At 63.7% G+C, this 23,047-nt stretch carries 20 protein-coding genes and 1 riboswitch; of the genes, 7 read left to right on the top strand and 13 right to left on the bottom strand.

Annotated features, from left to right (window positions below; translation table 11 throughout):
- Positions 1–50 precede the first annotated feature (50 nt).
- Together ABE459_RS20700 and ABE459_RS20695 are read right to left on the bottom strand one after the other, a co-directional pair.
- Complete coding sequence (locus ABE459_RS20700) at positions 51–533, bottom strand: glutathione peroxidase (RefSeq protein WP_110994814.1); 483 nt, start codon at positions 531–533, stop codon at positions 51–53.
- Positions 534–672: 139 nt separating this feature from the next.
- A complete protein-coding gene (locus ABE459_RS20695; RefSeq protein ID WP_125465500.1) occupies positions 673–1,158 on the bottom strand; it encodes a peptidylprolyl isomerase in 486 nt (161 codons plus the stop codon).
- Here ABE459_RS20695 and ABE459_RS20690 point away from each other — a divergent pair.
- Both ABE459_RS20690 and pta read left to right on the top strand, forming a co-directional pair.
- Positions 1,157–1,459, top strand: a complete 303-nt coding sequence (locus ABE459_RS20690) for a DUF3565 domain-containing protein (RefSeq protein ID WP_323830615.1) — start codon at positions 1,157–1,159, stop codon at positions 1,457–1,459. The genes ABE459_RS20695 and ABE459_RS20690 overlap by 2 nt on opposite strands.
- Positions 1,460–1,491: 32 nt before the next feature.
- Positions 1,492–3,582, top strand: coding sequence for a phosphate acetyltransferase (pta, locus tag ABE459_RS20685; RefSeq protein WP_110994811.1), 2,091 nt, complete (start codon positions 1,492–1,494; stop codon positions 3,580–3,582).
- An 83-nt stretch (positions 3,583–3,665) separates the two neighbouring features.
- On the opposite strand, the gene ABE459_RS20680 is transcribed toward pta, so the two are convergent.
- The 7 genes from ABE459_RS20680 to ABE459_RS20650 all read right to left on the bottom strand — a co-directional run bounded on the left by ABE459_RS20680 (position 3,666) and on the right by ABE459_RS20650 (position 11,090).
- Positions 3,666–4,385, bottom strand: coding sequence for an OmpA family protein (locus ABE459_RS20680; protein ID WP_125465502.1), 720 nt, complete (start codon positions 4,383–4,385; stop codon positions 3,666–3,668).
- A gap of 95 nt (positions 4,386–4,480) precedes the next feature.
- Complete coding sequence (locus tag ABE459_RS20675) at positions 4,481–5,125, bottom strand: MBL fold metallo-hydrolase (RefSeq protein WP_110994809.1); 645 nt, start codon at positions 5,123–5,125, stop codon at positions 4,481–4,483.
- A gap of 19 nt (positions 5,126–5,144) precedes the next feature.
- Complete coding sequence (locus ABE459_RS20670) at positions 5,145–5,492, bottom strand: type II toxin-antitoxin system ChpB family toxin (RefSeq protein ID WP_323830616.1); 348 nt, start codon at positions 5,490–5,492, stop codon at positions 5,145–5,147.
- Positions 5,489–5,743, bottom strand: a complete 255-nt coding sequence (locus ABE459_RS20665; RefSeq protein WP_189654498.1) for an AbrB/MazE/SpoVT family DNA-binding domain-containing protein — start codon at positions 5,741–5,743, stop codon at positions 5,489–5,491. Before ABE459_RS20665 ends, ABE459_RS20670 begins: the two co-directional genes overlap by 4 nt.
- A gap of 170 nt (positions 5,744–5,913) precedes the next feature.
- Positions 5,914–6,606: a HAMP domain-containing sensor histidine kinase gene (locus ABE459_RS20660; RefSeq protein ID WP_125465505.1), complete on the bottom strand. Its 693-nt coding sequence runs from the start codon at positions 6,604–6,606 to the stop codon at positions 5,914–5,916.
- On the bottom strand, positions 6,603–8,210 hold the full coding sequence (locus tag ABE459_RS20655) for a tetratricopeptide repeat-containing response regulator (RefSeq protein ID WP_125465506.1): 1,608 nt from the start codon (positions 8,208–8,210) through the stop codon (positions 6,603–6,605). Before ABE459_RS20655 ends, ABE459_RS20660 begins: the two co-directional genes overlap by 4 nt.
- A gap of 162 nt (positions 8,211–8,372) precedes the next feature.
- A complete protein-coding gene (locus tag ABE459_RS20650) occupies positions 8,373–11,090 on the bottom strand; it encodes a LuxR C-terminal-related transcriptional regulator (RefSeq protein WP_323830617.1) in 2,718 nt (905 codons plus the stop codon).
- Here ABE459_RS20650 and ABE459_RS20645 point away from each other — a divergent pair.
- Positions 11,089–11,286 (top strand): hypothetical protein, encoded by a 198-nt coding sequence (locus tag ABE459_RS20645; RefSeq protein ID WP_125465508.1) that lies wholly within the window; start codon positions 11,089–11,091, stop codon positions 11,284–11,286. The genes ABE459_RS20650 and ABE459_RS20645 overlap by 2 nt on opposite strands.
- A gap of 71 nt (positions 11,287–11,357) precedes the next feature.
- Here the strand turns inward: ABE459_RS20645 and ABE459_RS20640 are convergent, their stop codons facing one another.
- From ABE459_RS20640 to ABE459_RS20630, 3 genes are all read right to left on the bottom strand, one after another.
- On the bottom strand, positions 11,358–12,722 hold the full coding sequence (locus ABE459_RS20640) for a DUF1329 domain-containing protein (protein WP_125465509.1): 1,365 nt from the start codon (positions 12,720–12,722) through the stop codon (positions 11,358–11,360).
- Positions 12,723–12,748: 26 nt separating this feature from the next.
- On the bottom strand, positions 12,749–14,674 hold the full coding sequence (locus ABE459_RS20635; RefSeq protein WP_323830618.1) for a DUF1302 domain-containing protein: 1,926 nt from the start codon (positions 14,672–14,674) through the stop codon (positions 12,749–12,751).
- A 335-nt stretch (positions 14,675–15,009) separates the two neighbouring features.
- Positions 15,010–16,692 (bottom strand): fatty acid--CoA ligase, encoded by a 1,683-nt coding sequence (locus tag ABE459_RS20630; RefSeq protein ID WP_323830619.1) that lies wholly within the window; start codon positions 16,690–16,692, stop codon positions 15,010–15,012.
- Positions 16,693–16,928: 236 nt separating this feature from the next.
- On the opposite strand from ABE459_RS20630, the gene ABE459_RS20625 reads away from it, so the two are divergent.
- The 3 genes from ABE459_RS20625 (at position 16,929) to ABE459_RS20615 (ending at position 19,779) form a co-directional block, all read left to right on the top strand.
- Positions 16,929–17,894, top strand: coding sequence for a 2-hydroxyacid dehydrogenase (locus ABE459_RS20625; protein WP_125465512.1), 966 nt, complete (start codon positions 16,929–16,931; stop codon positions 17,892–17,894).
- 51 nt (positions 17,895–17,945) lie between these two features.
- Positions 17,946–18,944, top strand: a complete 999-nt coding sequence (locus ABE459_RS20620) for a class I SAM-dependent methyltransferase (protein WP_258643177.1) — start codon at positions 17,946–17,948, stop codon at positions 18,942–18,944.
- A gap of 39 nt (positions 18,945–18,983) precedes the next feature.
- A riboswitch (yybP-ykoY riboswitch) is annotated at positions 18,984–19,103 on the top strand.
- A 91-nt stretch (positions 19,104–19,194) separates the two neighbouring features.
- Complete coding sequence (locus ABE459_RS20615; protein WP_178125815.1) at positions 19,195–19,779, top strand: TMEM165/GDT1 family protein; 585 nt, start codon at positions 19,195–19,197, stop codon at positions 19,777–19,779.
- 94 nt (positions 19,780–19,873) lie between these two features.
- Here the strand turns inward: ABE459_RS20615 and ABE459_RS20610 are convergent, their stop codons facing one another.
- On the bottom strand, positions 19,874–20,689 hold the full coding sequence (locus ABE459_RS20610; protein WP_323830620.1) for a M48 family metallopeptidase: 816 nt from the start codon (positions 20,687–20,689) through the stop codon (positions 19,874–19,876).
- A gap of 151 nt (positions 20,690–20,840) precedes the next feature.
- On the opposite strand from ABE459_RS20610, the gene ABE459_RS20605 reads away from it, so the two are divergent.
- On the top strand, positions 20,841–22,982 hold the full coding sequence (locus tag ABE459_RS20605) for a methyl-accepting chemotaxis protein (protein ID WP_346648127.1): 2,142 nt from the start codon (positions 20,841–20,843) through the stop codon (positions 22,980–22,982).
- Positions 22,983–23,047 lie beyond the last annotated feature (65 nt).

Here is a 23,047-nt window from a genome sequence, read left to right as displayed (position 1 = left end):
AGCACCGCGTTGCCTGCTTCGCGGCTAAAGCCGCTCCCACAGGCTGCAAGTCAGGCCAAGGCCTTCTCGATCGCCTGCACCACGGTCGGATCGTCCGGCGCGGTACGTGGCGCGAAACGCGCCAGCACGCGACCATCCTTGCCCACCAGGAACTTCTCGAAGTTCCAGGTGATATCACCAGGAAACTCGGCGCCCTCGCCGGCCAGCAGCCGGTACAGGGCATGCCGCTCGGAGCCGTTGACGTCGAGCTTCTCGCTCAACGGGAAGCTCACGCCATAGTTGCGGCTGCAGAACGCCTGGATCTCATCCGCGCTGCCTGGCTCCTGGCCGGCAAACTGGTTGCACGGCAGCCCCAGCACGTTGAAACCCTTGCCCTTGAACTGCTGCTGGAGTTTCTCCAGCGACGCGTATTGCGGCGTGAGACCACACTTGGAGGCGACATTGACCACCAGCACCACCTGGCCCTTGAATGGGGCAAGGGGCAGGTCTTCGCCGTTCAGCGCCTTCAACGTCAGGTCGTGAAATACACTCATGTTGATCCCCTCTCAGGTTCCCGGTTGTCGCTGGGGGCGAATTGCGCCCACTAAAAAGGCGCGCAGCCAAACCGTCCACTCCCTGAGGATGTCCGGCTTGCCCGAGCGCCTGGCGACTCTCTGAGCTTAGCGCAGAAAATCAGTGGTGATGGCCACCTTCACCGTGGATGTGGCGGTGAGCGATTTCTTCTTCGCTGGCGTCACGCACGTCAACAACCTTGACCTGGAAGTTCAGGCGCTGGCCGGCCAGCGGGTGGTTGCCGTCGACGGTCACGTCGTCGCCGTCGATGTCGCGGATGGTGACGATCTGCATCTGGCCGTCCGGCGCCGAAGCGTGGAACTGCATGCCGACTTCCAGTTGATCCACGCCTTCGAACAGGCTGCTGCTCAGGGTGCTGACCAGTTCAGCCGAGTATTCGCCGTAGGCTTCTTCGGGTTCGATGGCAACGGTCAGCTCGTCACCGGCCTGCTTGCCTTCCAGGGCTTTTTCCAGGCCCGGGATGATGTTGCCGGCACCGTGCAGGTAAACCAGCGGCGCACCGCCGGCAGAGCTGTCGATGGTCTCACCGGCGTCGTTGGTCAGGGTATAGTCGATGGAGACAGCCTTGTTGGCGGCGATCAGCATGGGGCAGGACCTTTTGCAAAAGAATGTAGAGCGGGGAAGTGTAACCAAGGCATCGTCCGATTGCGAACCGACCATGGACGAAGGGAGGCCCGTCAGTCTGATCACCGGCTTCCATCAGGACGAGGAAGGCCACTGGGTGGTCGACCTGTCCTGCGGCCACACCCAGCACGTGCGTCACCAGCCGCCCTGGCAAGCGCGGCCCTGGGTGCTCGAGCCCAGCGAGCGCGAACGCCGCATCGGCCAGGTATTCCACTGTGGCTGGTGCGCCCAGGGTGCGGTTAGCGATACCCTTGGCCGTTGATTTCCTTGCACCGCTTATTTCGAGAAGCACGCATGCAGACTTTTTTCATTGCGCCGACCGACTTCGGTGTCGGTCTCACCTCCATCAGCCTGGGCCTGATCCGCACCCTGGAGCGCGCCGGGCTCAAGGTCGGCTTCTTCAAGCCGATCGCCCAGCCACACCCCGGCGACACCGGCCCGGAGCGCTCCACCGAGCTGGTTGCCCGCACCCATGGCATCAAGCCGCCCCTGCCACTGAGCCTTGGCCATGTGGAGCGCATGCTGGGGGACGGCCAACTGGACGAACTGCTCGAAGAAATCATCCGCCTTTACCAGCAAGCGTGCGTGGGCAAGGACGTGGTTGTGGTCGAAGGCATGGTTCCGACCCGCCACGCCAGCTACGCGGCCCGGGTCAACCTGCACCTGGCCAAGAGCCTGGATGCCGAGGTGATCCTGGTGTCGGCGCCCGAGAACGAGGTGCTCAGCGAGCTGTCCGGGCGCGTCGAACTGCAGGCCCAGTTGTACGGTGGCCCGCGCGACCCGAAGGTGCTCGGGGTGATCCTCAACAAGGTGCGCACCGATGAAAGCATGGCCGACTTCGCCACGCGGCTGCGCGAGCACTCGCCGCTGTTGCGCGGCAACGATTTCCGCCTGCTCGGCTGTATTCCCTATCAGCCCGACCTCAATGCACCGCGCACCCGCGACGTCGCCGAGCTGCTCGGCGCCCAGGTGCTCAACGCCGGTGACTACGACCAGCGGCGCATGAACAAGATCATCATCTGTGCCCGCACCGTGGCCAACACCGTGCCGCTGCTAACCTCGGGCACCCTGGTGGTGACGCCGGGCGATCGCGACGACATCATCCTCGCCGTGAGCCTGGCGGCGATCAATGGCGTGCCCCTGGCCGGCCTTTTGCTGACCAGCGACAGCAAGCCCGACCCACGCATCCTGGAGCTATGCCGCGGCGCACTGCAGGCCGGCCTGCCGATCCTGTCGGTCAGCACCGGCTCCTATGACACCGCCAATCAGCTCAACTCGCTGAACCGCGAGATCCCGGTGGACGACCGCGAGCGCGCCGAGTTCATCACCGACTTCGTCGCCAGCCAGCTCGATGCCGCCTGGCTGCACCAGCGCTGCGGCACGCCGCGCGAACTGCGCCTGTCGCCGGCGGTGTTCCGCTACCAACTGATCCAGCGTGCCCAGCAGGCCAACAAGCGCATCGTCCTGCCCGAAGGCGCCGAGCCCTTGCTGGTGCAAGCCGCCGCCCTGTGCCAGGCACGCGGTATCGCTCGCTGCGTGCTGCTGGCCAAGCCCGAAGCGGTGCAAGCCGTAGCACGGGCCCAGGGCATCACCCTGCCGCCCGATCTGGAAGTGCTCGACCCCGACCTGATCCGTGCCCGCTACGTCGAACCGATGGTCGATTTGCGCAAGAGCAAGAACCTCAACGCGCCGATGGCCGAGCAGCAGCTGGAAGACCCGGTGGTGATCGCGACCATGATGCTGGCCCTGGGCGAGGTCGACGGCCTGGTCTCGGGCCTGGTGCATTCGACCGCCAACACCATCCGCCCGGCCTTGCAGTTGATCAAGACCGCACCGGGTGCAAGCCTGGTGTCGTCGGTGTTCTTCATGCTGTTCCCGGACCAGGTGCTGGTGTATGGCGACTGCGTGATGAATCCGCACCCCAGCGCCGCCGAACTGGCCGAAATTGCCCGGCAGAGCGCCGAGTCTGCCGAGTCGTTCGGTATCGCGCCACGGGTGGCCATGCTCAGCTACTCCAGCGACTCGGCCGCCAGTGACGAGGAAGTGGAAAAAGTTCGCGAGGCCACGCGGCTGGCGCAGCAGGCCGAGCACGACCTGCTGATCGACGGCCCCTTGCAGTATGACGCCGCCGCCAACCCCGAGATCGCCCGCCAGCTGGCACCGGCAAGCCCGGTAGCCGGGCGCGCCACGGTGTTCGTGTTCCCCGACCTGAACACCGGCAACACCACCCATAAAGCGGTGCAGCGCAGTGCCGACTGCGTGAGCCTCGGGCCGATGCTGCAAGGGCTGCGCAAGCCGGTCAACGACCTGCCACGCGGGGCCCAGGTGGATGACATCGTGCACACCATCGCGCTGACGGCGATCCAGGCCAGCACCGTGCGCTGATAAAAAGCATCGCGGGGCAAGCCCGCTCCCACGACCTAACGTGGGAGCGGGCTTGCCCCGCGATCAATTTCAGCTGTGGAGCGTTACGGATACTGCTGCACGGTACCCTGCTGGTCATACTGCTGACCCGGGATCGGCTTGAGGTTGACTTCAACCCGACGGTTCTGCGCGCGGCCATTGGCGTCGGCGTTGCTGGCGATCGGCTGGTCAGGGCCCATGCCACGCACCGTCACCCGCGATGCATCGACACCTTGCGAGGTCAGGTAGCTGCTGACGGCCTGGGCGCGGCGCTGCGACAGGTCCATGTTGTGCTGGCGGCTGCCGGTGCTGTCGGTGAAGCCGACCACTTCGATGGTGTTCTGGTTGAACTGCTTGAACGAACCGGCGAGGTTGTTCAGCGGCGAGTAGAAGCTTGGGGCGATGTTCGCCGAATCGGTGGCGAAGGTGATGTTGCCCGGCATGATCAGCTTGATCTGGTCACCCTGGCGCTGCACTTCGACGCCAGTGTTGGCCATTTGCGCACGCAGCTCGGCCTCTTGCTTGTCGGCGTAATAACCGTAGCCAGCGGCGGCGGCGCCCACTGCGGCGGCGCCGATCAGCGCACCCTTGCCGCGGTTGTTGTGATTGATGGCGGCGCCGGCAACGGCACCTGCCAGCGCGCCCAGGCCGCCGTACTTGGCAGTTTTGCTCATCCCTGTGGAGCCTTGCGCCTGGCCTTGGTTGTCATACGGGTTGGGGCTGGCACAACCGGACATCAGGGCGGCGGCGGTAGCGACGATAATCAGACGACGCATGGTGAACATGGACAAGCTCCTACTGAAATTCAAAAGTGCGGCGGATCACTCACGGATCTGTGCCAGCCTTGGATTGCAGCAATGCGGAAAAATTCCATGCAACCTCAGGCTCGCACGAACGGGTTTTCGCGCATTTCGTCGCCGAGCCGGGTTTCCGGACCATGGCCGGTCACCACGATGGCGTCTTCATCGAGGCGGTACAGTCGCTCCTTGATGGAACGAACGATAGTCCGCTGATCACCACCCCACAAATCGGTGCGGCCGACACCACGGCGGAACAGGGTGTCGCCGGCAATCAGCAGTTTCTGCTCGGCGAACCAGAAGCTCATCGAGCCGGGGCTATGCCCTGGCGTATGCAGGGCCACGCCACAACCACAGGCCAGTTCCTCGTCGTCGCTCAGCCAGCGGTCCGGTGCAGGCACGGGCGTGTAGGGCATGCCGAACATCTGGCATTGCATCTCGAGGTTGTCCCACAACGGCTGGTCGTCCTTGTGCAGGTGCAAGGTGGCGCCGGTCAGTTCCTTGAGCCTGCCCGAGGCGAGGAAGTGATCGAAGTGGGCGTGGGTGTGGATGATGCTCACCAGGGTCAGGCCATGGTGCTGCAGGCGGGCGAGGATCTTCTGCTCGTCACCGCCTGGGTCGACGACGATGGCTTTCTTGCTGAGCGGGTCGCCGATCAGCGTGCAGTTGCACTGCAGGGGGCCAACGGGGAAGGTTTCGCGGATGAGCGCTACGGATGGTTTTTCCATGACAGGACACTGCACACAATTAATCGAAGAGGGTTTGAACACGCGCCAGCGCGTCCAGGATCACGGCTTCAGGAACCGATTCGATGCGCTTGGCGCCCCTCGCTTCAAGGTCTACCGTGCGTAGCTGATTGCACAGCATCACACCTTGCGTCTGGGTACCGGCGCCGCTCAGGGTAACTGCAAAACCTGCGTGCCGGGAGAAATCCCCACCTTGTGAAATCGGCACGATCACCGCGAGCCCAGAGGTATTGAACATGGCGGGCGTCAACACCAGCGCAGGGCGCGAAGCACCTTGCTGTTCACTTCCGACGGTGGGGTCCAGGTTGATCCGGACGATATCCCCCCTGTCGAACCTGCCCCGCTTCAAGCCTCACGCCCCACCGGACGCATTGCGTTCCAGTCAGCCATGTCTGCGGGTTCCGGCGCTGTCAGGTCACATTGCGCCATCAACTCTTCGAGCCGGTACTCGGGCTTCGACCTGACCGGTTTGAGCACCAAGGTCTCGCCGGAAGTATCCAGGCTCAGGGTCGACCCCACGCTCAGGTGCATTTGCTTGAGGACCGTCGCCGGCAGACGAATCGCTGCGCTGTTGCCCCATTGCTGAATCTTGATCTGCATAAGTATCTCCCAAGGTAGATACATAGTAGAAACCCTCCCGACGATGGCAAGTGAAATGTAGAAACAGCGTATCTACATTGTCATCCACTCGACGTCGATGAAAGCCCATGTGCTGCTTGAGAGACATCTCTCACATGGCCTTGGGATGCAGCCTCAGCAATCAGCAATGCTCAGGGCAGATACAAGCGGAACAACCCGCCCCCCAGCGCCCCGCCATTGGCGATCTCGATCCGCCCATGCACGCCATTGCGCTCATGCAGTGCGGCGATGCGCGCAGCGAAGTACAAGCCCAGCCCGGTGCTGCCGCTCTGCTGATCGATACCCTGCACATAATCCTGCTGGCGCTCGAGCATGCGCTGTGGATAACCGGCGCCATCGTCGTTGACGCTGATCACCAGTTGCTCGCCCTCTTCCTCGATGCCGATCAGCAACGTGTGGCCGGCATAGCGGATGGCGTTGGTCAGCACGTTGGCCAGCACCGATGCCACCAGTTCACGGTCGAAGAAGCCCAGCGGGCTCTCGGTGTCGATACGCCAGGTGGCGAGGATGTCACGGTGCTTGAGCACCTCCTCATGCGCGGCCAGCTGAGCCTCGATGAAGTCGTCCAGCTCGTGGTAGTCCGGGCAGACCGGGAGCTGGTTCACCCCCAGTTTGTACAAGCCCAGCATCTGCACCAGCATGCCATTGAGGTGGCGGAACTCGTGCTCCATCACGCCCTGCTCGGCACCGCCTTGCAACGCCTCGGGCAACCGCGCCAGCCACTGGTTGTGCGCCTGGATCAACGCCGACAGCGAGTTCTTCAGGTCGTGCACGGTGGAGGCGATCACCGTGGAGAAATCCAGCCCCTGGTTGTCCTGGTTCATGCGCCAAAGACCCGGATATGCAGTTTGCGGTAGCGATCGTAGCGGCTGTCGCTGGCAGGGATGCCGGCCACGCTGGTGAGGCAGCTGCGACACTCCTCCATCAATGCCGGTGGCGGTGTCTCGCCACCGATGCGCAGCAGCGCCTGGGCGGTGTTGAGGGCAATACTGATGTTCTTCGGCTGCAGCGACAGCGCCTTGCGGAACATGCCCAGCGCCTCGCTGAGCTGCCCGCCCTGGTAGCTGCGCACGCCTTGCCGGTTGAGGTCGACCGCCTCGGTCACGGCGCCGAGCACCACCGGGTCATCGGTAAGCTTGGCCACGCTCTGCATGACCTTGGGGTCGTCGCCGTAGGTTTCCACGCAGCCTTTGAGAATCGAAGTGCCCGCCGCGTCCTGGCCCAGTTGCTGCAGTTGCTTGGCCACGGTCAGCGCCGCCTCGACCGAGAAGAACTGCTCCATCTTCTCCAGGCGTTGCATGGCCTGTTCGGTGAGCTTGGCGGCTGTTTCCGCATCGCCCGCCTGCTGCAGGCTCGCCGCCTTCATCAACCGCGCCCGCACTTGCAGGCCCTGGTCCTCGACGTTTTCCTTGGCCACTTCACTGAGCACGCTGTTGATCTCGACCCGGGTTCGCGCGTCGAGACCGTTGCCGGCATTCTTGTTCATCAATGCCTGGGCAAGCCCCAGGTTGGTTTCGGCACTCTTGTAGCGCGAACTCTGGCCTTGGCTGACTGCATGCCGAAACGCTTTCGAAGCACCCTCGAAGTCGGCATTGTCCAGCGCCAGCTTGCCCAGCGCCGCTTGCCGGCGCACCGCCAGTGGTGACAGGCGTACCGCCTCCTCGAGCATGTGCTGGGCACGCCGGCTCTCGCCCTGGGCAACCAGCACCTCGGCCATGCCGTCATACAGGCTGGGCATGATCGGGAAGGCTTTGAGCGCCTGTTCGTATACACCCTGCGCCTGGGCATGCTGGCCGCGCTTGTGCAGCAAGCTGCCCAGCGCCGCATAGACCCACGGTTGCGGGCGGCTGGCGAGGATGCCTTTGAGGAATTTTTCCAGCTCGTCGAAGCGGTTGAGATCGCGCAGCGCATCGGCACGATAGCGCAGGCACAGCGGCGCGAAGCGTGGGTCCTGTTTACACAGCTCGGCACAGGCCGTCAGCACTTCAGCTGGGCGACCACGGTCAAGGGCCTGGAGAATCGGTTTGAGCAGGGTCTTGCGCTGAACCAGTTTTTCAAGGCGTTGGGCCAGGCCTACGCGGTTGAATGGCTTGGTCAGGTAAGCGTCAGGTTCGTGCTCGATGGCACTCAGAACGATGGCCTGGCTGCTTTCAGCGGTGACCATGATGAACACGCACTCATGGCTGATCAGCTTGTCGAGAATCAGGTCTTCGAGCACCTGCTGGCCGTTCTTCTTGCCGTCGCCCAGGTGAAAGTCCTGCAAAACGAAGTCATAGCGCTTCTGCCCACACATGCGCAGCGCCTGCTCGCCACTGTCGGCGGTGTCCACGTCGCGTGCACCCAGTTCGCGCAACATGGAGCGCGTCGACGTGCGAAAGTCAGTGAAGTCGTCGACGATCAGAAAGCTTTTTTGCCCGTACTGCAGCATCAACACGACCTGTAGAAGGAAGAAGGGAAATTGGCGCGTGGCAATGCAAGACGCCGAAATGTGTATCGGCAGCCTCTGCACAAAGATGAGTGGGGAAAAAGCAGTGCGCCAAGGTAGCCAGTGGCCACTATTTTAACGGCCAGCGTCCACCTGGGCCAGCCTTCAGGCCAGCACGCCCAGAGACTTGGCCCTGGCGACGGCTTGCGTGCGCCGCTCTACCCCAAGCTTGCTGTTGATATGGCTGGCGTGGGTCTTGACCGTATGCAGCGAAATGAACAGCCGCTCGCTGATCTGCTGGTTCGAGCAGCCCTGGGCAATCAGCTCCAGTACCGCGAGTTCGCGCGCACTCAACGCTTCAGAGGCCCCATTGGCGGTGGTCAGCGCCTCGGGCAAGCGCGCAAGCAGCTCCGCCTGGGCCGGGCAGGCGGGCCTGAGCTCGAGTTGATCGCGCAACCACTGCGGGTGCTCCGCGACAAGCCGCGCGAAGGCTTGCAGCGCGCCCCCTTGCGCAGCCTCCATGGCTTGCGCCAACCGCTTGCAGGCTTCGGGCTCACGACCTTCGGCCAGCAACAACTCGATCAGCTGGCACGACGCACTGACCACCAGTGTCATGCCGCCATTGGCCTGGCCACGCTCGACCAGTGCCTGCAAGCGCGACTCGGCCTCGCGCGGACGTTGCAGCACACGATCGAGCAGCGCCTGCTGCAGCTCGATGTGCAAGGGCAGCAACGGGTGAAACTCCGGCGCGGCGGCTGGCTGCTTGCCGCCGTAGGTCTGGCCCAGGCGCAGCAGCCAGGACTCGGCGAGGTCTGTGCGCCCCTGGGCGATCCACAGCTCGCACTTCACCAGCGTAATCATGGCCAGGTAGAAGATCGGCGGAACATCCCAGATGTGCATCAGCCGCTCCGCCTCGGCCAGTTCCGAAAACGCCTCGGTGAAACGCCCTTCACGACCCTCGAGCGAGGCGATCACGCAATGGCCGATCAGCACGCTGATATCGCGGCAGGTGCGTGCTTCGCTAAGCCCCGCGCGCAAGCGTGCGCGCCCCTGGCCAGGCTGCAGGCCAGCCGCAAGCAGATAGCCTTCGTACAAGGTGAGCCGGGCCCGCACGGCATACAGCCGCTGCCCCGACAACCCCTGCAGCCGCTGCAAGCCCTGACGTACTTCATCCAGCGCGCGCCGAACTTCGCCACGGGCATGCAGCACACGGGCACGGTCGTAGTGCGCCAACGCCTCGAACAACGGGTTGCCGACACGCTGGGCCAACTCCAGCGCCTCGCGATTCCAGCCACGCGCCCGCCAGAAATCACCATCGGCGATGGCCAGGTTGGACAGCGTGGAAAGGCACACCAGGCGTTGCCCGTAACGCTTGCGAGGCAGGCTGCGCAGTGCTTGCGTACAGTACGCCAGGGTGCGCTCGCGATCGCCGCGGCCACGGGCGATCACACCGCTGAGCGCCAGCCACTGGGCCAGCATCGACCTCTGCGCCGTGGCCGACGGCGCCGGCAGGAAACGGCTCAGATAACCTGCGAGCTCTTCGGCCGCGTCCAGCTGGCAAGCCAGCCCCAGAGCCCAGCTGTACAGTACGATCAGCCGGGGTGTGCTGATCAGCAGGCTGTCAGGCAAGTCCATTTTCCAGCGCAGCAACATGCCAACGTTCTGCTCGGCCAGCAGTTGCTCCTCGGACAGGCTCTGCACCAGGTCCGCCGCCACATCGAGATGCCCGGCACGCAATGCCTGCTCTACCGCTTCATCCAGCAGCCCCTGGCCCTCGAACCAACGACAGGCACGCAAATGCAAACTCGCCAGCGGCTCGCTGGCCTGCCGACTGCGCAGCAGGTCGGAGAACAGGTGGTGGTAACGGAACCAGCGGCCATGCTCATCGAGCGGCACCAGAAAGACCTGATGGGCCTGCAGGAAGCTCAATACCTGCGCACTGTCCTCACGCTCGCGCACCGCGTCGCACAGCTCAGCGCAAAAGCGCTCCTGGCATGCGGTGTCGTAGAGAAATGCCTGAACTGGCGCGGGCAATATGTCGATGACTTCCTCGAGCAGGTAATCACGGATCAAGCCTTCGCCACCGTGCAACGCCTGCGGCAAGGCATTGTCATCACCGGACTCACTGGCCGCCAGTTGCCAGAAGCGCAGACCTGCCACCCAACCGTCGCTGCGCTGGATCAGGTTATCGAGCGCCTGGCCACGCAAGCCGGTGGGCTGGCGGCCAATCACCGCCAAGGCTTCATCGGGGGTCAGGCGCAAGTCCTGCTCGTTGAGTTCGACCAGTTGGCGCGACAGCCGCAGGCGCGCCAGGTGCCAGTCTGGCCGCTGCCGGCTGGTGACCAACAGGACCAACCCGGCAGGCAGATGATTGAGGAAAAACTGCAGGCAGCGATCGAGTACTGCCCCTTGGGCGAGGTGGTAGTCGTCCAGGACCAGCAGCAGGGGGGTATCGGGCTGCAGATACAGCGCAAGCTCGTCAAGCAGGCCATCGAGCCACTCTTCGAAGGCAAAGGGTTGGTGGCGCTGGCGCATTTTCAGCAGCCCCAGGGCTTGGCCCCCCAATGCCGGGCAGAACTGCTGCAACCCTTCAAGCAAGCGCTCGAGGAAGCGACCAGGGTCGGCGTCGCGCTGGCTCAGGCCCAGCCAGAGACTGCGCCAATGGCCAGGCAGCTCCTGGCAGAACTCGATGGCAAGCGAACTCTTGCCAAAGCCGGCTGGCGCGTTGACCAACAGCAAGCGCCCATCCAGCCCCGCTTGCAGGCGTTGGCACAGGCGGGCTCTCGGTACGTGGGCGTCGGGCAGGGGTGGCCTGAAGAAACGCCCGTCCAGCAGGCCCAGGGCCTGGCTGGCGACTCCATGCATACGGGACAGGTCTGTCATGGCCGGCTCGTTCTATTGGGAAGACTACGGCGATATGGATTTTTGCGAGACTAGCGGCAAATGTTATGCATTTGAAGATGATGGCGGCGATTTAGCCAAAAAAGACTACGACAAAAAGAAACGCTGGCGATGGACATCATCTCGATTGATGTCACCCCATCAAGCAAATCGTCTTGAAGGTGCCCGACGACAATAACCCCTTACAACAGAAACGCCCCGGCAAGCCGGGGCGTTCTGGGAGTTCACAAGAAGTGTGCAGCAGTCAGTTCATCGCACCCCCGCCTGACGCAAGGCAGCGGGCTGGAACTCGGCCTTGCTGGCACTGAAGCCGAAGTTGTAGGCACTCTTCTCTTCGTTTTTCATGCCCAGGGCCAGGTAACGGCCAGACTGCAGGTCGTAGATGGCTTCCAGGGTGTACCACGGCACCTGCACGTTGTAGTACGGCTGGGCGTGGGCCTCGGAGATACGCCACAGTTGCCCGCGGCCGTCGTACTGATCGATCACTGCGGCTTGCCAGGTATCCTCGTCGATGTAGAAGTCACGTTTGGCATAGATATGGCGCTGGCCCGGCTTGAGCGTGGCGACCACATGCCAGACGCGGCGCAGCTCGTAGCGCGACAGGTCCTGGTTGATGTGCCCGGCCTTGATGATGTCGCCGTACTTGAGTTTCGGGTCATCGAGCTTGAAGGCGTTGGCGGCGATGTACATCTCCTTCTTGCCTTCGAGTTTCCAGTCGTAGCGGTCCGGGGCACCGTTGTACATGTCCAGGTTGTCGGAAGTGCGCAGGCCGTCGGCGGCAGTGCCCGGACCGTCATACGACACTTGCGGTGCCTGGCGTACCCGACGCTGGCCGGCGTTGTAGATCCACGCCTTGCGCGGTTCCTTGACCTGGTCGAGAGTTTCGTGAACCAGCAGTACGGTACCGGCCAGGCGCGCTGGCGCAGTCACTTCCTGCTTGAAATAGAACAGGATGTTGCCCGGGTTGGCGGGATCATAGTCCTTCATCTTGTCGCGAAAGACGAACTGGTCCTGGAAGTACACCAGGCTATAGGAGCCATTCTGCTGCGGGGTGGCTTGAGTGACCAGGCGGGTCACGCTACCGCCGCGGTAGCGGGTGATGTGGTTCCAGATCACCTCAAGGCCATCCTTGGGGATCGGGAAAGGTACGGCGGTCTGGAAGTTCTCCAGGCCGTTACCGCCCGCCACCAGGGTGGTCTTGGTGGCGTTTTGCTTGATCGCCGCAAAAACGTCGTCTGGCACCGTGGAGCCGCGGTGGGTCTTGTATACCGGGATCTTGTAAGAGTCCGGGTAGCGCTTGAACATTGCCAGCTGGCCAGGCGAAAGCTTGGCCTTGTACTGGTCGACGTTCTGCGCGGTGATGGTGAACAGTGGCTTTTCACTGCCGTAAGGGTCGGAGAGGAAGCCCTTGCTGTCGGCGCTGCCAGCGCTCTTCGACAGCGGTTCCCAGGGGCCGATCGAGCCATCGGCGTTGCCGGCTTTTTCCGCCCCCATGGGGGTCAGCGATGCGCCCAGCTTGGCCGCCTCGTCGGCGGAAACCGCAGCCATGACGCTGGTAGCCAACAGGGACAGGCCCAGTACACCGGCTTGCAGCAGACGTGTGGTCGTTTTCATTCTGTTGTCGTCCTGGATCAATGTGCTTAGAAGTTCACGCCGAAGCTGAGGGCGACGAAGTCGCGGTCATCCACGGTGGTGTACTTGCCGTCGAAGAAGTTGGTGTACGACAGGCTCGCGGTGTAGGTGTTCTGGTACTCGGCGTCCAGGCCCAGGCTGACCGCCTTGCGGCCTTCCTCGAAGGCGCCGCCAGGGCCCGGGGAGTAGCCATCGACGTCGTGGGACCAGGCCACGCTGGGGCGCAGGTTCACGCCGGCGAAGACGTTGTTGTAGTCCCAGATGGCACGCACGCGATAACCCCAGGAGTCGGCGGTGGTAAAGCCATCGTTTTCGCAGTAGCGCGACAGGTTGTTCTGCTCGACGCCCGCCAGCGTACTGGCGTTGAGCCGCTGGCAACTGCCACCGGGTAGCGGGCCTGGCCCATAGACCGGGTCACGGCCATAGCGTGCCTTGGAGGTGCTTTCCAGGCCACCCACATGGGTCCAGCCCACTTCGCCGACCATGGTCAGGCGTTCGGCGCCCATGACCTGGTCGAAGAAGTGAGTGAAGGTGGTTTGCAGTTGGGTGATTTCCTTACGGCGATAGCCAGGCTGATCAGTGTTCGCTGTGCCCTTCAGCACCGAGGCGTTGGGGTCTAGCGGCGTCAGGCCGGAGTACAGGATGTCGGTGGTGTTCAACTGCACCGGCGCATTAGGCCGGTAGCTGATTTCGCCGCTCCACGCCGTGCCAGTTGGCAAGGTCGTGGAGAAACTCACGCCATACAGGCGAATATCCTCCGGATATTCCACGTGGTAGCTGGAGTTGCCGGCGACATACAGCGGCATGAGCTGCCTGAGCAAGGCCGGGTTGGTGGCGGCCCCGAACGGAACCCCCGAACGGATCAGCGCGGCAGCCAGGTTGTTAGGGTTATAGAAGCTGGCATTAGCTCCGCGGCCACTGAAAATCGGCGCCCGGCTGTGGTAGTTCATGAAGTAGCCACCGAACTCGGTGTTCAGAGGCTCGTACATGTAGCGCAGAGCCAGGCCGAACTGGCCACTGTCCCGGGCATCGCGATCGGCGCCGCGACGCACGATCACACCCTCGTCGGGCGACCCCCAGCTGACCCCCTGCGACTTCAGCGCATTCAACGCGGGTGCTGCGAGCGGGCCCAGGCCTCGCGCCACTGCCGATTGCTTGGCCAGCACGGCCAGGTTGTTGTCGCAACCATCGGCAATTACGTCAGGCTGAGAGAAGAACGTGCCGCAGTTGTCGACGACCGTCTGGTCCCACTCGATCTGGTAGAAGCCTTCTGCCGTCAGGTTGTCGGTCAGGCTCTGCGACACATAGAACATGTTGACGGGGATCAGGCCTTCCTTGATCTCCGCGCCTGGGCGGCGAAACGCCGAGACGTCGATGGGGTTGATGGAGTTGATACCGCCACCGATGAAGGTGCTCTCACCCCAGCTCACCACCTGCTTGCCCAGGCGCACGGTGCCCGGCAGGTCGGCGATGTTGTAGTTGTGGTAGACGAAGGCATCGAGCAGCTCCGCACCCGAGGACTTGGCGCCTTCCTTGCGGTTGGAGTCGCTGATGTCCTTGAACTGGCGATTTTCGTCCTTGAGTTCAAAGTCGTACCAGTACTTGCCACGGACGAACACGCCGGTGTCACCGTACTTGAGTTCGAGGTCGTGGATACCCTTGAATATCTTCGAGAAGGTCTCGCCCTTCTTGAAGTTCAGGTGACCATCGTCGGAGGTCTGCGACAACCCTCTGCCGCCGTTGTTGGCGCCGATGAGGTTCTTGTTCGGATTGGCCGTCGACCAGCTGGCGCCCACGGAGAGCGACGAGTCGAACTGGCCTTCGATTTCCCCGATGTTGAAGCTGACAGCGAAAGCAGGACTTGCGAGCGTAGAAGCGAGGCTGACTGCCAGAGGCAGTTTTGCCCGGCGCCAGAACGGGTTTGCAGATGTCATCGACGCTACTCCATGTACTTTATTGTTATGGCAGTGAGTCCTTTCAAGAACGGCTCGAGCGCCTGGAAAAGCCGGCTCCTGCCCGTGGTATCGCACATCAATGATGCGCGGCACCCTCCCCCATTCCTGAAAAATCCCCTGGCCCGACTATAGCCAGCGGTCACAGGTGCTTGATCCCTCTAAAGTGTGATTTGCGCGCCCTGCTTGCGGCCGGCCTTGAAGGAGCGGCCCCATGGGCTGGCAGTGCTCAAGCATGGCCCAAATTTTCTGTTTGGCAAGGCTTCGACCGCTCTAGCATGCGGCCCGCACCTTGTAAGGCACGAGCCGCCACAGGGTCAGAGCGTGGAAAGGAAAGTGCTGTTGCTGGCCTGCCACTGAGTGATGTCCAGGCGGATGCGCTTCTTGTCGAGCTTGCCGACACTGGTCTTGGGAATTTCAGTAACAATGGCGATCTGACTGGGGATCGCCCACTTGTTGATGTGCCCTTGCTCGACGAACGGCTTGAGGTGTTCCTTGAGGGAACGCGCGTCGATGCTCAGCCCCTCGCGCACAACCAGCAGCGCGAACGGGCGCTCGCCCCATTGCGGGTCGGCCACCCCGACCACCGCCACCTCGCGCACCGCAGGATGCCGGCTGACCAGGTCCTCGAGGTCGAGCGACGAGATCCACTCGCCCCCCGTCTTGATCACATCCTTGATGCGATCGCGGATATCGATGTAACCCATGCCGTCGAGGGTCGCGACGTCACCGGTATGCAGCCAGCCGCCCTGCCACAGTTCCTCGCTTTTTTCCGGTTCCTTGAAGTAACCCATGGTCAGCCACGGCGCACGCAGCACCAGCTCGCCCTGCGACTCCCCATCGGCTGGGAGGAAGTTGCCGTCGCCATCGACGATCGCCGCCTCCACCAGCGGCACCGGTACCCCAGCCTTGATGCGGTAGGTGACCCGCTCATCCTCGCTGCCGGCCTGCAACTCATCGTTCAGGTGCGCGGCGCTGATCAGCGGGCACGTTTCCGACATGCCATACGCCGCCGTGAGCTGGATGCCCCGGGCCAGGGCCGCCTCATACAGCGCCCGATTGAGCGCGCTACCGCCGATGATGATCTTCCAGCCGCCGAAGTTTTCACCCTGGGAGGACGGACAGTTGAGCAGCATCTGCAGGATGGTCGGCACGCAGTGGGAGAAGGTGACCTTTTCCTCGCGCCACAGCTTGACCAGCATGTCCGGCTCATAGCGCCCGGGGTAGACCTGCTTCATGCCAAGCATGGTGGCCGCATAGGGAATGCCCCAGGCGTGCACATGGAACATCGGGGTGATCGGCATGTACACATCGTTGCTGCCCAGCAGCCGCACGCTGTCGATGCTGCCGGTCACCGCGGCCTCGGCCAGGGTGTGCAGCACCAGTTGGCGGTGGGTGAAGTACACGCCCTTGGGGTTACCGGTGGTGCCGGTGGTATAGAACGTGGTGGCCACCGAGTTTTCGTCGAAATCGGGGAAGTCGTAGGACGGGCTGGCAGCCGCCAGCAGTTGCTCGTATTCGCCTTTAAGGCCAGGCAGCTCGGCGCTTTTCTCCGGCCCGTCGGTCAGCAGCACGGTGCCTTGCACGGTGGTCAACTGGTCGGCGATGCCCTGGTAGAGGCCGACGAAATCGCTGTTGACCAACACGAAGCGGTCTTCGGCGTGGTTCATGGTGTAGAGAATCTGCTCGGGTGACAGGCGCACGTTGATGGTGTGCACCACCGCACCGATCATCGGGATGGCGAACATGCATTCCAGATAGCGGTGGCTGTCCCAATCCATGACCGCCACGGTATCGCCAGCCTTCACGCCAGCGGCGCTCAGTACGTTTGCCAGGCGCGCGATGCGCTCGCTCAGTTGCGGGTAGGTGAGGCGTAACTGATCGCGATAGACGATTTCACGGGTCTTCTCGTAGCGCACGCCCGACATCAGCAGGCGCTTGATCAGCAGTGGATATTGGTAAGCGCCCTCGGCGGGCTTGATGATGCGCGTCTGCAGCATGGGTATCCCTTTTCTGGAAAGCGGGCCGGACAATTCAGGCACTTACTGTAGAACGGTGACGCATCGGTCAAATCAGCCGAAGGAATGATTTGGCTGGCACAGGTATGAGTGGGGCCGTCGTCGTTGACGAGCGGCGCCTGCGGAACTGACACTGCGCCCAGCATCCTGAGGCCCCTTCGCGAGGCAAGCCCGCGCCCACGGATAGCCGAACACCTTTGCCCTGACCGGAGCCCCACATGCCCAGCCTACGTCGCGCCGTGTTTCTCGATCACCACTCCCTCGACCTCGGCGACCTCGACCTTTCGCCCCTGCGCGCCCAGTTCGACGACCTGCAACTGCATGCCGCGACCCGCCCGGCCCAGGTTGCCGAACGCCTGCAGGGCGCCACCGCGGTAATCAGCAACAAGGTCATGCTCGATGCCGAGTCGCTCGCGGCCAACCCGCAGCTCAAGCTGATCCTGGTTGCCGCCACCGGCACCAACAACGTCGACCTGGCCGCCGCTCGCGCCCAGGGCATCACCGTGTGCAACTGCCAGGGCTACGGCACCCCGTCGGTGGCGCAGCACACCCTGGCCCTGTTGCTGGCACTGGCCACGCGCCTGTGCGATTACAACCAGGCCGTGGCGGCCGGCCAGTGGGCCAAGGCCAGCCAGTTCTGCCTGCTGGACTTCCCCATCGTCGAGCTGGAGGGCAAGACCCTCGGCCTGCTCGGCCATGGCGAACTGGGTGGCGCGGTGGCGCGGCTGGCCGAGGCATTCGGCATGCGCGTGCTGACCGGGCAGATTCCCGGGCGCCCACCTCGGGCAGATCGCCTGCCGCTGGAAGAGCTGCTGCCGCAGGTCGACGCCCTCACCCTGCATTGCCCGCTCAACGAACAGACCCGCCACATGCTGGGCGCCCGCGAACTGGCGCTGCTCAAACCGGGCGCCCTGGTGGTCAATACCGCCCGTGGCGGGCTGATCGACGAGCAGGCGCTGGCTGACACACTGCGCAGTGGCCATCTGGGCGGTGCGGCCACTGATGTGCTGAGCGTCGAGCCACCGGTCAATGGCAACCCACTGCTGGCTGGCGACATCCCGCGCCTGATCATCACCCCGCACAGCGCCTGGGGCGCGGTGGAGTCGCGCCAGCGCATCGTCGGCCAGCTCGCCGAAAACGCCCTGGCCTACTTCGCCGGCCAGCCGCGGCGAGTGGTCGGCTGATCGACTGAAGCCTCTGCTACACTGCGCCACTTTTTTCAGGAGGCGTCGTCCATGGACCCGCGCAGTGAAGTGTTGCTCCGCCAGGCGGACCTGTTCCAGGGCCCGCTGTTGATCGCCGGCGCCCAGGCCGATGGCCTGCTTGGCCAGTTGCCGGCGGCCCATGGCTGGACCTGGCATGCGGGTGATCAGGCGGTGCTTGAGAGCCGCTTCGCCGGGCGCAGCCACTATGGCGTCGAGGTGCCTGCGGTGGCCTTCGACAGCGCGGTGCTGTTCCTGCCCAAATCCCGCGAACTGGCCGCCTACCTGCTCAACGCGCTGGCGTCACGCCTGGCCGGCCGCGTGCTCTACCTGGTGGGTGAAAAACGCGGCGGCATCGAAGGTGCGGCCAAGCTGCTGCAGGCTTTTGGCAAACCGCGCAAGCTGGACAGCGCGCGGCACTGCCAGCTGTGGCAGGTGACCGTGGACAACGCCCCTGAGGCCAAGCCACTGCATAGCTTGGCCGAACGTTTCGAGCTGCCGCTGGCCGATGGCCCGCTGCAGGTCATCAGCCTGCCGGGCGTGTTCAGCCATGGCCGCCTGGACAAAGGCACGGCGCTGTTGCTGGAGCACCTCGACGGCCTGCCAGGCGGCCATGTGCTGGACTTTGGCTGCGGCGCCGGTGTGCTGGGGGCAGCGATCAAACGACGTTACCCGCACAGCCGGGTCACCCTGCTGGATGTGGATGCATTCGCCGTAGCCGCCAGTCGCCTGACCCTTGCGGCCAACAACCTTGAAGGCGAGGTGATCAGCGGTGACGGCATCGATGCCGCCCCTGTCGACCTGGACCTGATCCTGAGCAATCCGCCCTTCCACACGGGGGTGCATACCGATTATCAGGCCTCGGAGAACCTGCTGAAAAAATCTGGCGAACATCTTCGAAAAGGCGGAGAAATGCGCCTGGTTGCCAACAGTTTCCTGCGCTACCAACCCTTGATCGAAGGCGCGCTCGGCAACTGCGAAATTCGCGCCGAAGCCCAGGGCTTTCGCATCTACCGGGCAACCCGTGGCTGAAAACAGCGCTTGCCGAATGCGCGCGGTGTAGGCAGAATCCGCTCCGTCCTAGGGGAGTAGTCTCCCGCGAGCGCCCTGCTCGCCCGGTACGCGTCAACACACTTGGCCCACAGGCCATGGCGCGTACGACCCACGATCCGCACAGACGGATCCAGGGTTTGACAAGACCTATGACACGCACACCTTACCCGGGGCGGGGAGGCTGTACGTGTCATAGCCGTGTCGACCCGCCCCCGTAGGAAACCTGATGCTGGAATCTCTGCTGGTCCCCACCGCCATCGTTGCGCTCGCTGAAATCGGCGACAAGACGCAACTGCTCGCGCTCATCCTCGCGGCGCGTTTTCGCAAGCCCTGGCCGATCATTGCCGGCATTGTCGCCGCGACCCTGGCCAACCACGCCGCCGCTGGCGCCGTGGGTGCCTGGGTGAGCAGCTTCTTCACCGAATCGGTGCTGCACTGGATCCTTGCCGCAAGCTTTACCGCCACCGCGCTGTGGACCCTGGTGCCGGACAAGATGGACGATGACGAAAGCAGCAGCGCACGCCGTTTCGGGCCGTTCCTGACCACCCTGATCGCGTTCTTCCTGGCAGAGATCGGCGACAAGACCCAGGTCGCCACGGTAATGCTGGCGGCGCAGTATCCGCACCTGATCATGGTGATCATCGGTACCACCCTGGGCATGCTGATTGCCAACGTGCCGGTGGTACTGGCGGGTAACTTCGCGGCCGAGAAACTGCCACTGACTCTGATCCGGCGCCTGGCGGCAGCGGCGTTCGTGGTACTGGCGATCGTCGCGGTGTATTCGGCGATGAAGACCAGTGGCTGGATCGGATGAAGCAGCGGTAAGCGGCAAGCTACAAGCGGCAAGAAAGAGCAGATGCGTCCTTACTTGCCGCTTGAAGCTTGAAGCTTGAAGCTTGAAGCTGCTTTTACTTCTTGGCCGCTTGATACAGCGGCATCACCTTCGGAATCGCTGCCTGCAGCGAGGCGATCCGGCTGCTGGAGGCCGGGTGGGTGCTCATGAACTCAGGCGGCGCACCTTCGGAGGCCTTGCTCATCTTGTTCCACAGGGTGATCGCGGCGTTCGGGTCGTAACCGGCACGGGCCGACAGCTCCAGGCCAATCAGGTCGGCCTCGTTCTCGTTGCTGCGGCTGTTGGGCAGGGTCATGGCATAGTTCACCACGGTGTCGGCCAGCGCCATGCTGTCCTGGCCAAGGCCGAGGAAGGCACCCGCGCCCTGACGGGCCATTTCCACGCCATAGGCCTTGGACATCGCTTCACGGCCGTGCTCACGCAGGGCGTGGGCAATTTCGTGGCCCATGACCGCGGCGATCTCGGCGTCGGTAAGCTTGAGCTGATCGATCAGCCCGGTGTAGACGATGATCTTGCCGCCCGGGCCGCAGTTGGCATTGAGCTCGTCGCTCTTGATCACATTGACTTCCCACTTCCACTGCGCGGCATCCGGCCGGAACACTGGAGCCTGAGCGATGAGGCGATCGGCGATGGCCTGCACGCGCTTGGCGTCGGCACTGCCCTTGTCCAGCACGCCCTTGCTCGACGCTTCGCCGAGGGTCTGCTGGTACGACTGGGCATACATCTGGTTGACCTCATCGGTCGAGAGCATGCTGAACATGTACTGCTTGCGCTCGACGCCCACGGCGCCACCGCTGGTGGTATTGACCGCCTGGCAGCCGCCCAGCAGGACGCTGGCGCTCAACATGCTGACAACGAATGACTTACGCATTAAAACACTCCCTTTTTACGTGCCGCGTATCCTAGGCCCTGATGCTCGCCTCGACCAGAGCCACAGGGAAGATTTCTTACGCGCCCCTCATGCTTTGGTATTAGCCCGCCGATAACCCAGGGATACGACCTCCTTGAGCGCGGAGCTTTTCATGAAGTTCAAGTCGATCCAGTTTTCCGTGGCCGCCCTGGCCGGTGCCATCGTGCTGAGCATTGTCGCGGCACTGGTGCTTTATGCCGTGTACTCCGGCCAACGCACCCAGGCGCTGGTGGAACAGCGCACACAGAAGCAGTTCGAAAGCGTGATCGAGCAGCGCCTGGCAGCCCTGGCCCGCACCCAGGTCAGCGAGATCCAGCGCGGCCTCGAGGCGCCCCTGTCGATTGCCCGCAGCCTGGCCACCAGCAACGCCATGCTCGGCATGCAGGCCGCCGATGGCAGCCCGCTGATGCGGGTTGACCGTGAACACTTGATCAACCAGCTCAAGCGCACCGTCGAGGTCAACCCGACGGTACTGGGCGCGTACCTGGGCTGGGAGCCCAACGCCCTCGACCATGACGACGCCCGCTACGTCGGCAGCAAGCTGGTCGGTATCGACAGCGCCAACGGCCGCTTCCTGCCCTGGTGGTTCCGCAACGGCGACGGCAGCCTCGGCCAGGACCAACTGGCCGACGTCAATGACCGCACCGTGCTGGCCACCGGTGTGCGCGCCAGCGAGTACTACCTGTGCCCGAAAGAGTCGAAAAAGGCCTGCGTGATCGACCCGGCACCCTACAAAGTCGGCGACAAGATGGTCATGCTCGCCTCGTTCGTCGAGCCGATCATGGTCAATGGCCAGTTCCAGGGCATGGCCGGCGCCGACCTGTCGGTGAACTTCATCCAGGATCTGCTCAACGCCGCCGACCGCCAGCTCTACGACGGTGCCGGCGAACTGGCACTGGTGTCGAGCAACGGCCGCCTGGTGGCCTATACCCGAGACCCGTCGAAGTTCGGCGAAAAGGCCAGCGAGGTGCTCGCCAGCGAAGAGGCGGCCACCCTGAGCAGCTTGAGCGGCGAAGCGCTGCATTATGAAGTGGACGCCAGCAAGGACCGCATCGAGCTGTACCTGCCGTTCAAGGTCGCCAGCACAGATGCGCGCTGGACCTTGCTGCTGGAACTGCCGTTGAGCACGGTGATGGCCGACGTCAACCAGCTGCAGCAGGACCTGGCCGAGCAACGTCGCACCGACATCGCCGGCATGACCGTGGTCGGCCTGGGCATCGCCGCGCTGGGTCTGCTGGTGATCTGGCTGCTGGCCCACGGCATCGCCCGCCCACTGCGCCAGATGGTGGCCATGCTCGACGACATCGCCCAGGGCGAAGGCGACCTGACCCGCCGCCTGCAAAGCGACCGCGCCGACGAACTGGGCGCCATCGCCAAGGGCTTCAACACCTTCCTGGTCAAGCTGCAGGCCATGATCAGCCAGGTGGTCAGCTCGGTGCAGAAAGTCAGCGATTCGTCGGAGCACACCGCCGACATCGCCATCCGCACCAACCAGGGCGTGCACAAGCAGATGGTGGAGATCGACCAGGTGGCCACCGCCGTGCAGGAAATGACCGCCACCGCGCAGGACGTGGCGCGCAACGCCACCCAGGCGGCGCAGGCGGCCAGCGAGGCCGACCGCGCGGCCAACCAGGGGCTGGAGATCGTACGTGACACCTCGCACTCGATCAGCGCACTGGCCGGCGAGATCGGCCGGGCCGTGACCGTGGTGCAGGACCTGGCCCGCGACAGCGAGAACATCAACGCCATCCTCGTTGCGATCCGCGCGATTGCCGAGCAGACCAACCTGCTGGCGCTCAACGCCGCCATCGAGGCTGCCCGCGCCGGCGAGCAGGGCCGTGGCTTCGCCGTGGTCGCAGACGAAGTCCGCAACCTGGCACAGAAGACCCAGCAGGCCACGCAGGAAATCCAGCAGATGATCCAGCAGCTGCAGCAGGGCACCCGCGAAGTGGTCAAGGTGATGGAAGACAGCCAGGGCAAGACCGATGTCAGCGTGCAGCAGGCCAGCCGCGCGGCGCAGTCGCTGGAGAGCATCACCCAGGCGGTTTCGGTGATCAACGACATGAACACCCAGATCGCCAGCGCCGCCGAGCAGCAGAGCGCGGTGGCCGAGGACATCAACCGCAACGTGATCAGTATCGGCCAAGTGGCCGGCGAAGTGGCCGGCGGCGCCGACGAGTCGAGCCAGGCCAGCGCCGAGCTGACCAAGCTGGCCGAGCAGCAGCGGCGCTTGATCAATCAGTTCAGGGTTTGACCCCAGGGCGCACGGATACACCTGTAGGAGCGGCCTTGTGTCGCGATAGGGCTGCGCAGCAGCCC

The sequence above is a fragment of the Pseudomonas sp. TWI923 genome, assembly GCF_039673365.1.
GTDB lineage: Bacteria > Pseudomonadota > Gammaproteobacteria > Pseudomonadales > Pseudomonadaceae > Aquipseudomonas > Aquipseudomonas sichuanensis.
The sequence above is the reverse complement of the archived record's forward strand: the minus strand, read 5'-3'. Positions and strand labels throughout refer to the sequence as shown.

Coding starts and splice junctions, on each gene's coding strand:
- ABE459_RS20620 (WP_258643177.1), top strand. CDS start 17,946: ATGGACCCGCGCAGTGAAGTGTTGCTCCGCCAGGCGGACCTGTTCCAG.
- ABE459_RS20690 (WP_323830615.1), top strand. CDS start 1,157: ATGGGGCAGGACCTTTTGCAAAAGAATGTAGAGCGGGGAAGTGTAACC.
- ABE459_RS20700 (WP_110994814.1), bottom strand. CDS start 533: ATGAGTGTATTTCACGACCTGACGTTGAAGGCGCTGAACGGCGAAGAC.
- ABE459_RS20680 (WP_125465502.1), bottom strand. CDS start 4,385: ATGTTCACCATGCGTCGTCTGATTATCGTCGCTACCGCCGCCGCCCTG.
- ABE459_RS20645 (WP_125465508.1), top strand. CDS start 11,089: ATGGCCGGCTCGTTCTATTGGGAAGACTACGGCGATATGGATTTTTGC.
- ABE459_RS20625 (WP_125465512.1), top strand. CDS start 16,929: ATGCCCAGCCTACGTCGCGCCGTGTTTCTCGATCACCACTCCCTCGAC.
- ABE459_RS20675 (WP_110994809.1), bottom strand. CDS start 5,125: ATGGAAAAACCATCCGTAGCGCTCATCCGCGAAACCTTCCCCGTTGGC.
- ABE459_RS20650 (WP_323830617.1), bottom strand. CDS start 11,090: ATGACAGACCTGTCCCGTATGCATGGAGTCGCCAGCCAGGCCCTGGGC.
- ABE459_RS20605 (WP_346648127.1), top strand. CDS start 20,841: ATGAAGTTCAAGTCGATCCAGTTTTCCGTGGCCGCCCTGGCCGGTGCC.
- ABE459_RS20610 (WP_323830620.1), bottom strand. CDS start 20,689: ATGCGTAAGTCATTCGTTGTCAGCATGTTGAGCGCCAGCGTCCTGCTG.
- ABE459_RS20635 (WP_323830618.1), bottom strand. CDS start 14,674: ATGACATCTGCAAACCCGTTCTGGCGCCGGGCAAAACTGCCTCTGGCA.
- ABE459_RS20655 (WP_125465506.1), bottom strand. CDS start 8,210: ATGCTGCAGTACGGGCAAAAAAGCTTTCTGATCGTCGACGACTTCACT.
- pta (WP_110994811.1), top strand. CDS start 1,492: ATGCAGACTTTTTTCATTGCGCCGACCGACTTCGGTGTCGGTCTCACC.
- ABE459_RS20660 (WP_125465505.1), bottom strand. CDS start 6,606: ATGAACCAGGACAACCAGGGGCTGGATTTCTCCACGGTGATCGCCTCC.
- ABE459_RS20640 (WP_125465509.1), bottom strand. CDS start 12,722: ATGAAAACGACCACACGTCTGCTGCAAGCCGGTGTACTGGGCCTGTCC.
- ABE459_RS20630 (WP_323830619.1), bottom strand. CDS start 16,692: ATGCTGCAGACGCGCATCATCAAGCCCGCCGAGGGCGCTTACCAATAT.
- ABE459_RS20665 (WP_189654498.1), bottom strand. CDS start 5,743: ATGCAGATCAAGATTCAGCAATGGGGCAACAGCGCAGCGATTCGTCTG.
- ABE459_RS20695 (WP_125465500.1), bottom strand. CDS start 1,158: ATGCTGATCGCCGCCAACAAGGCTGTCTCCATCGACTATACCCTGACC.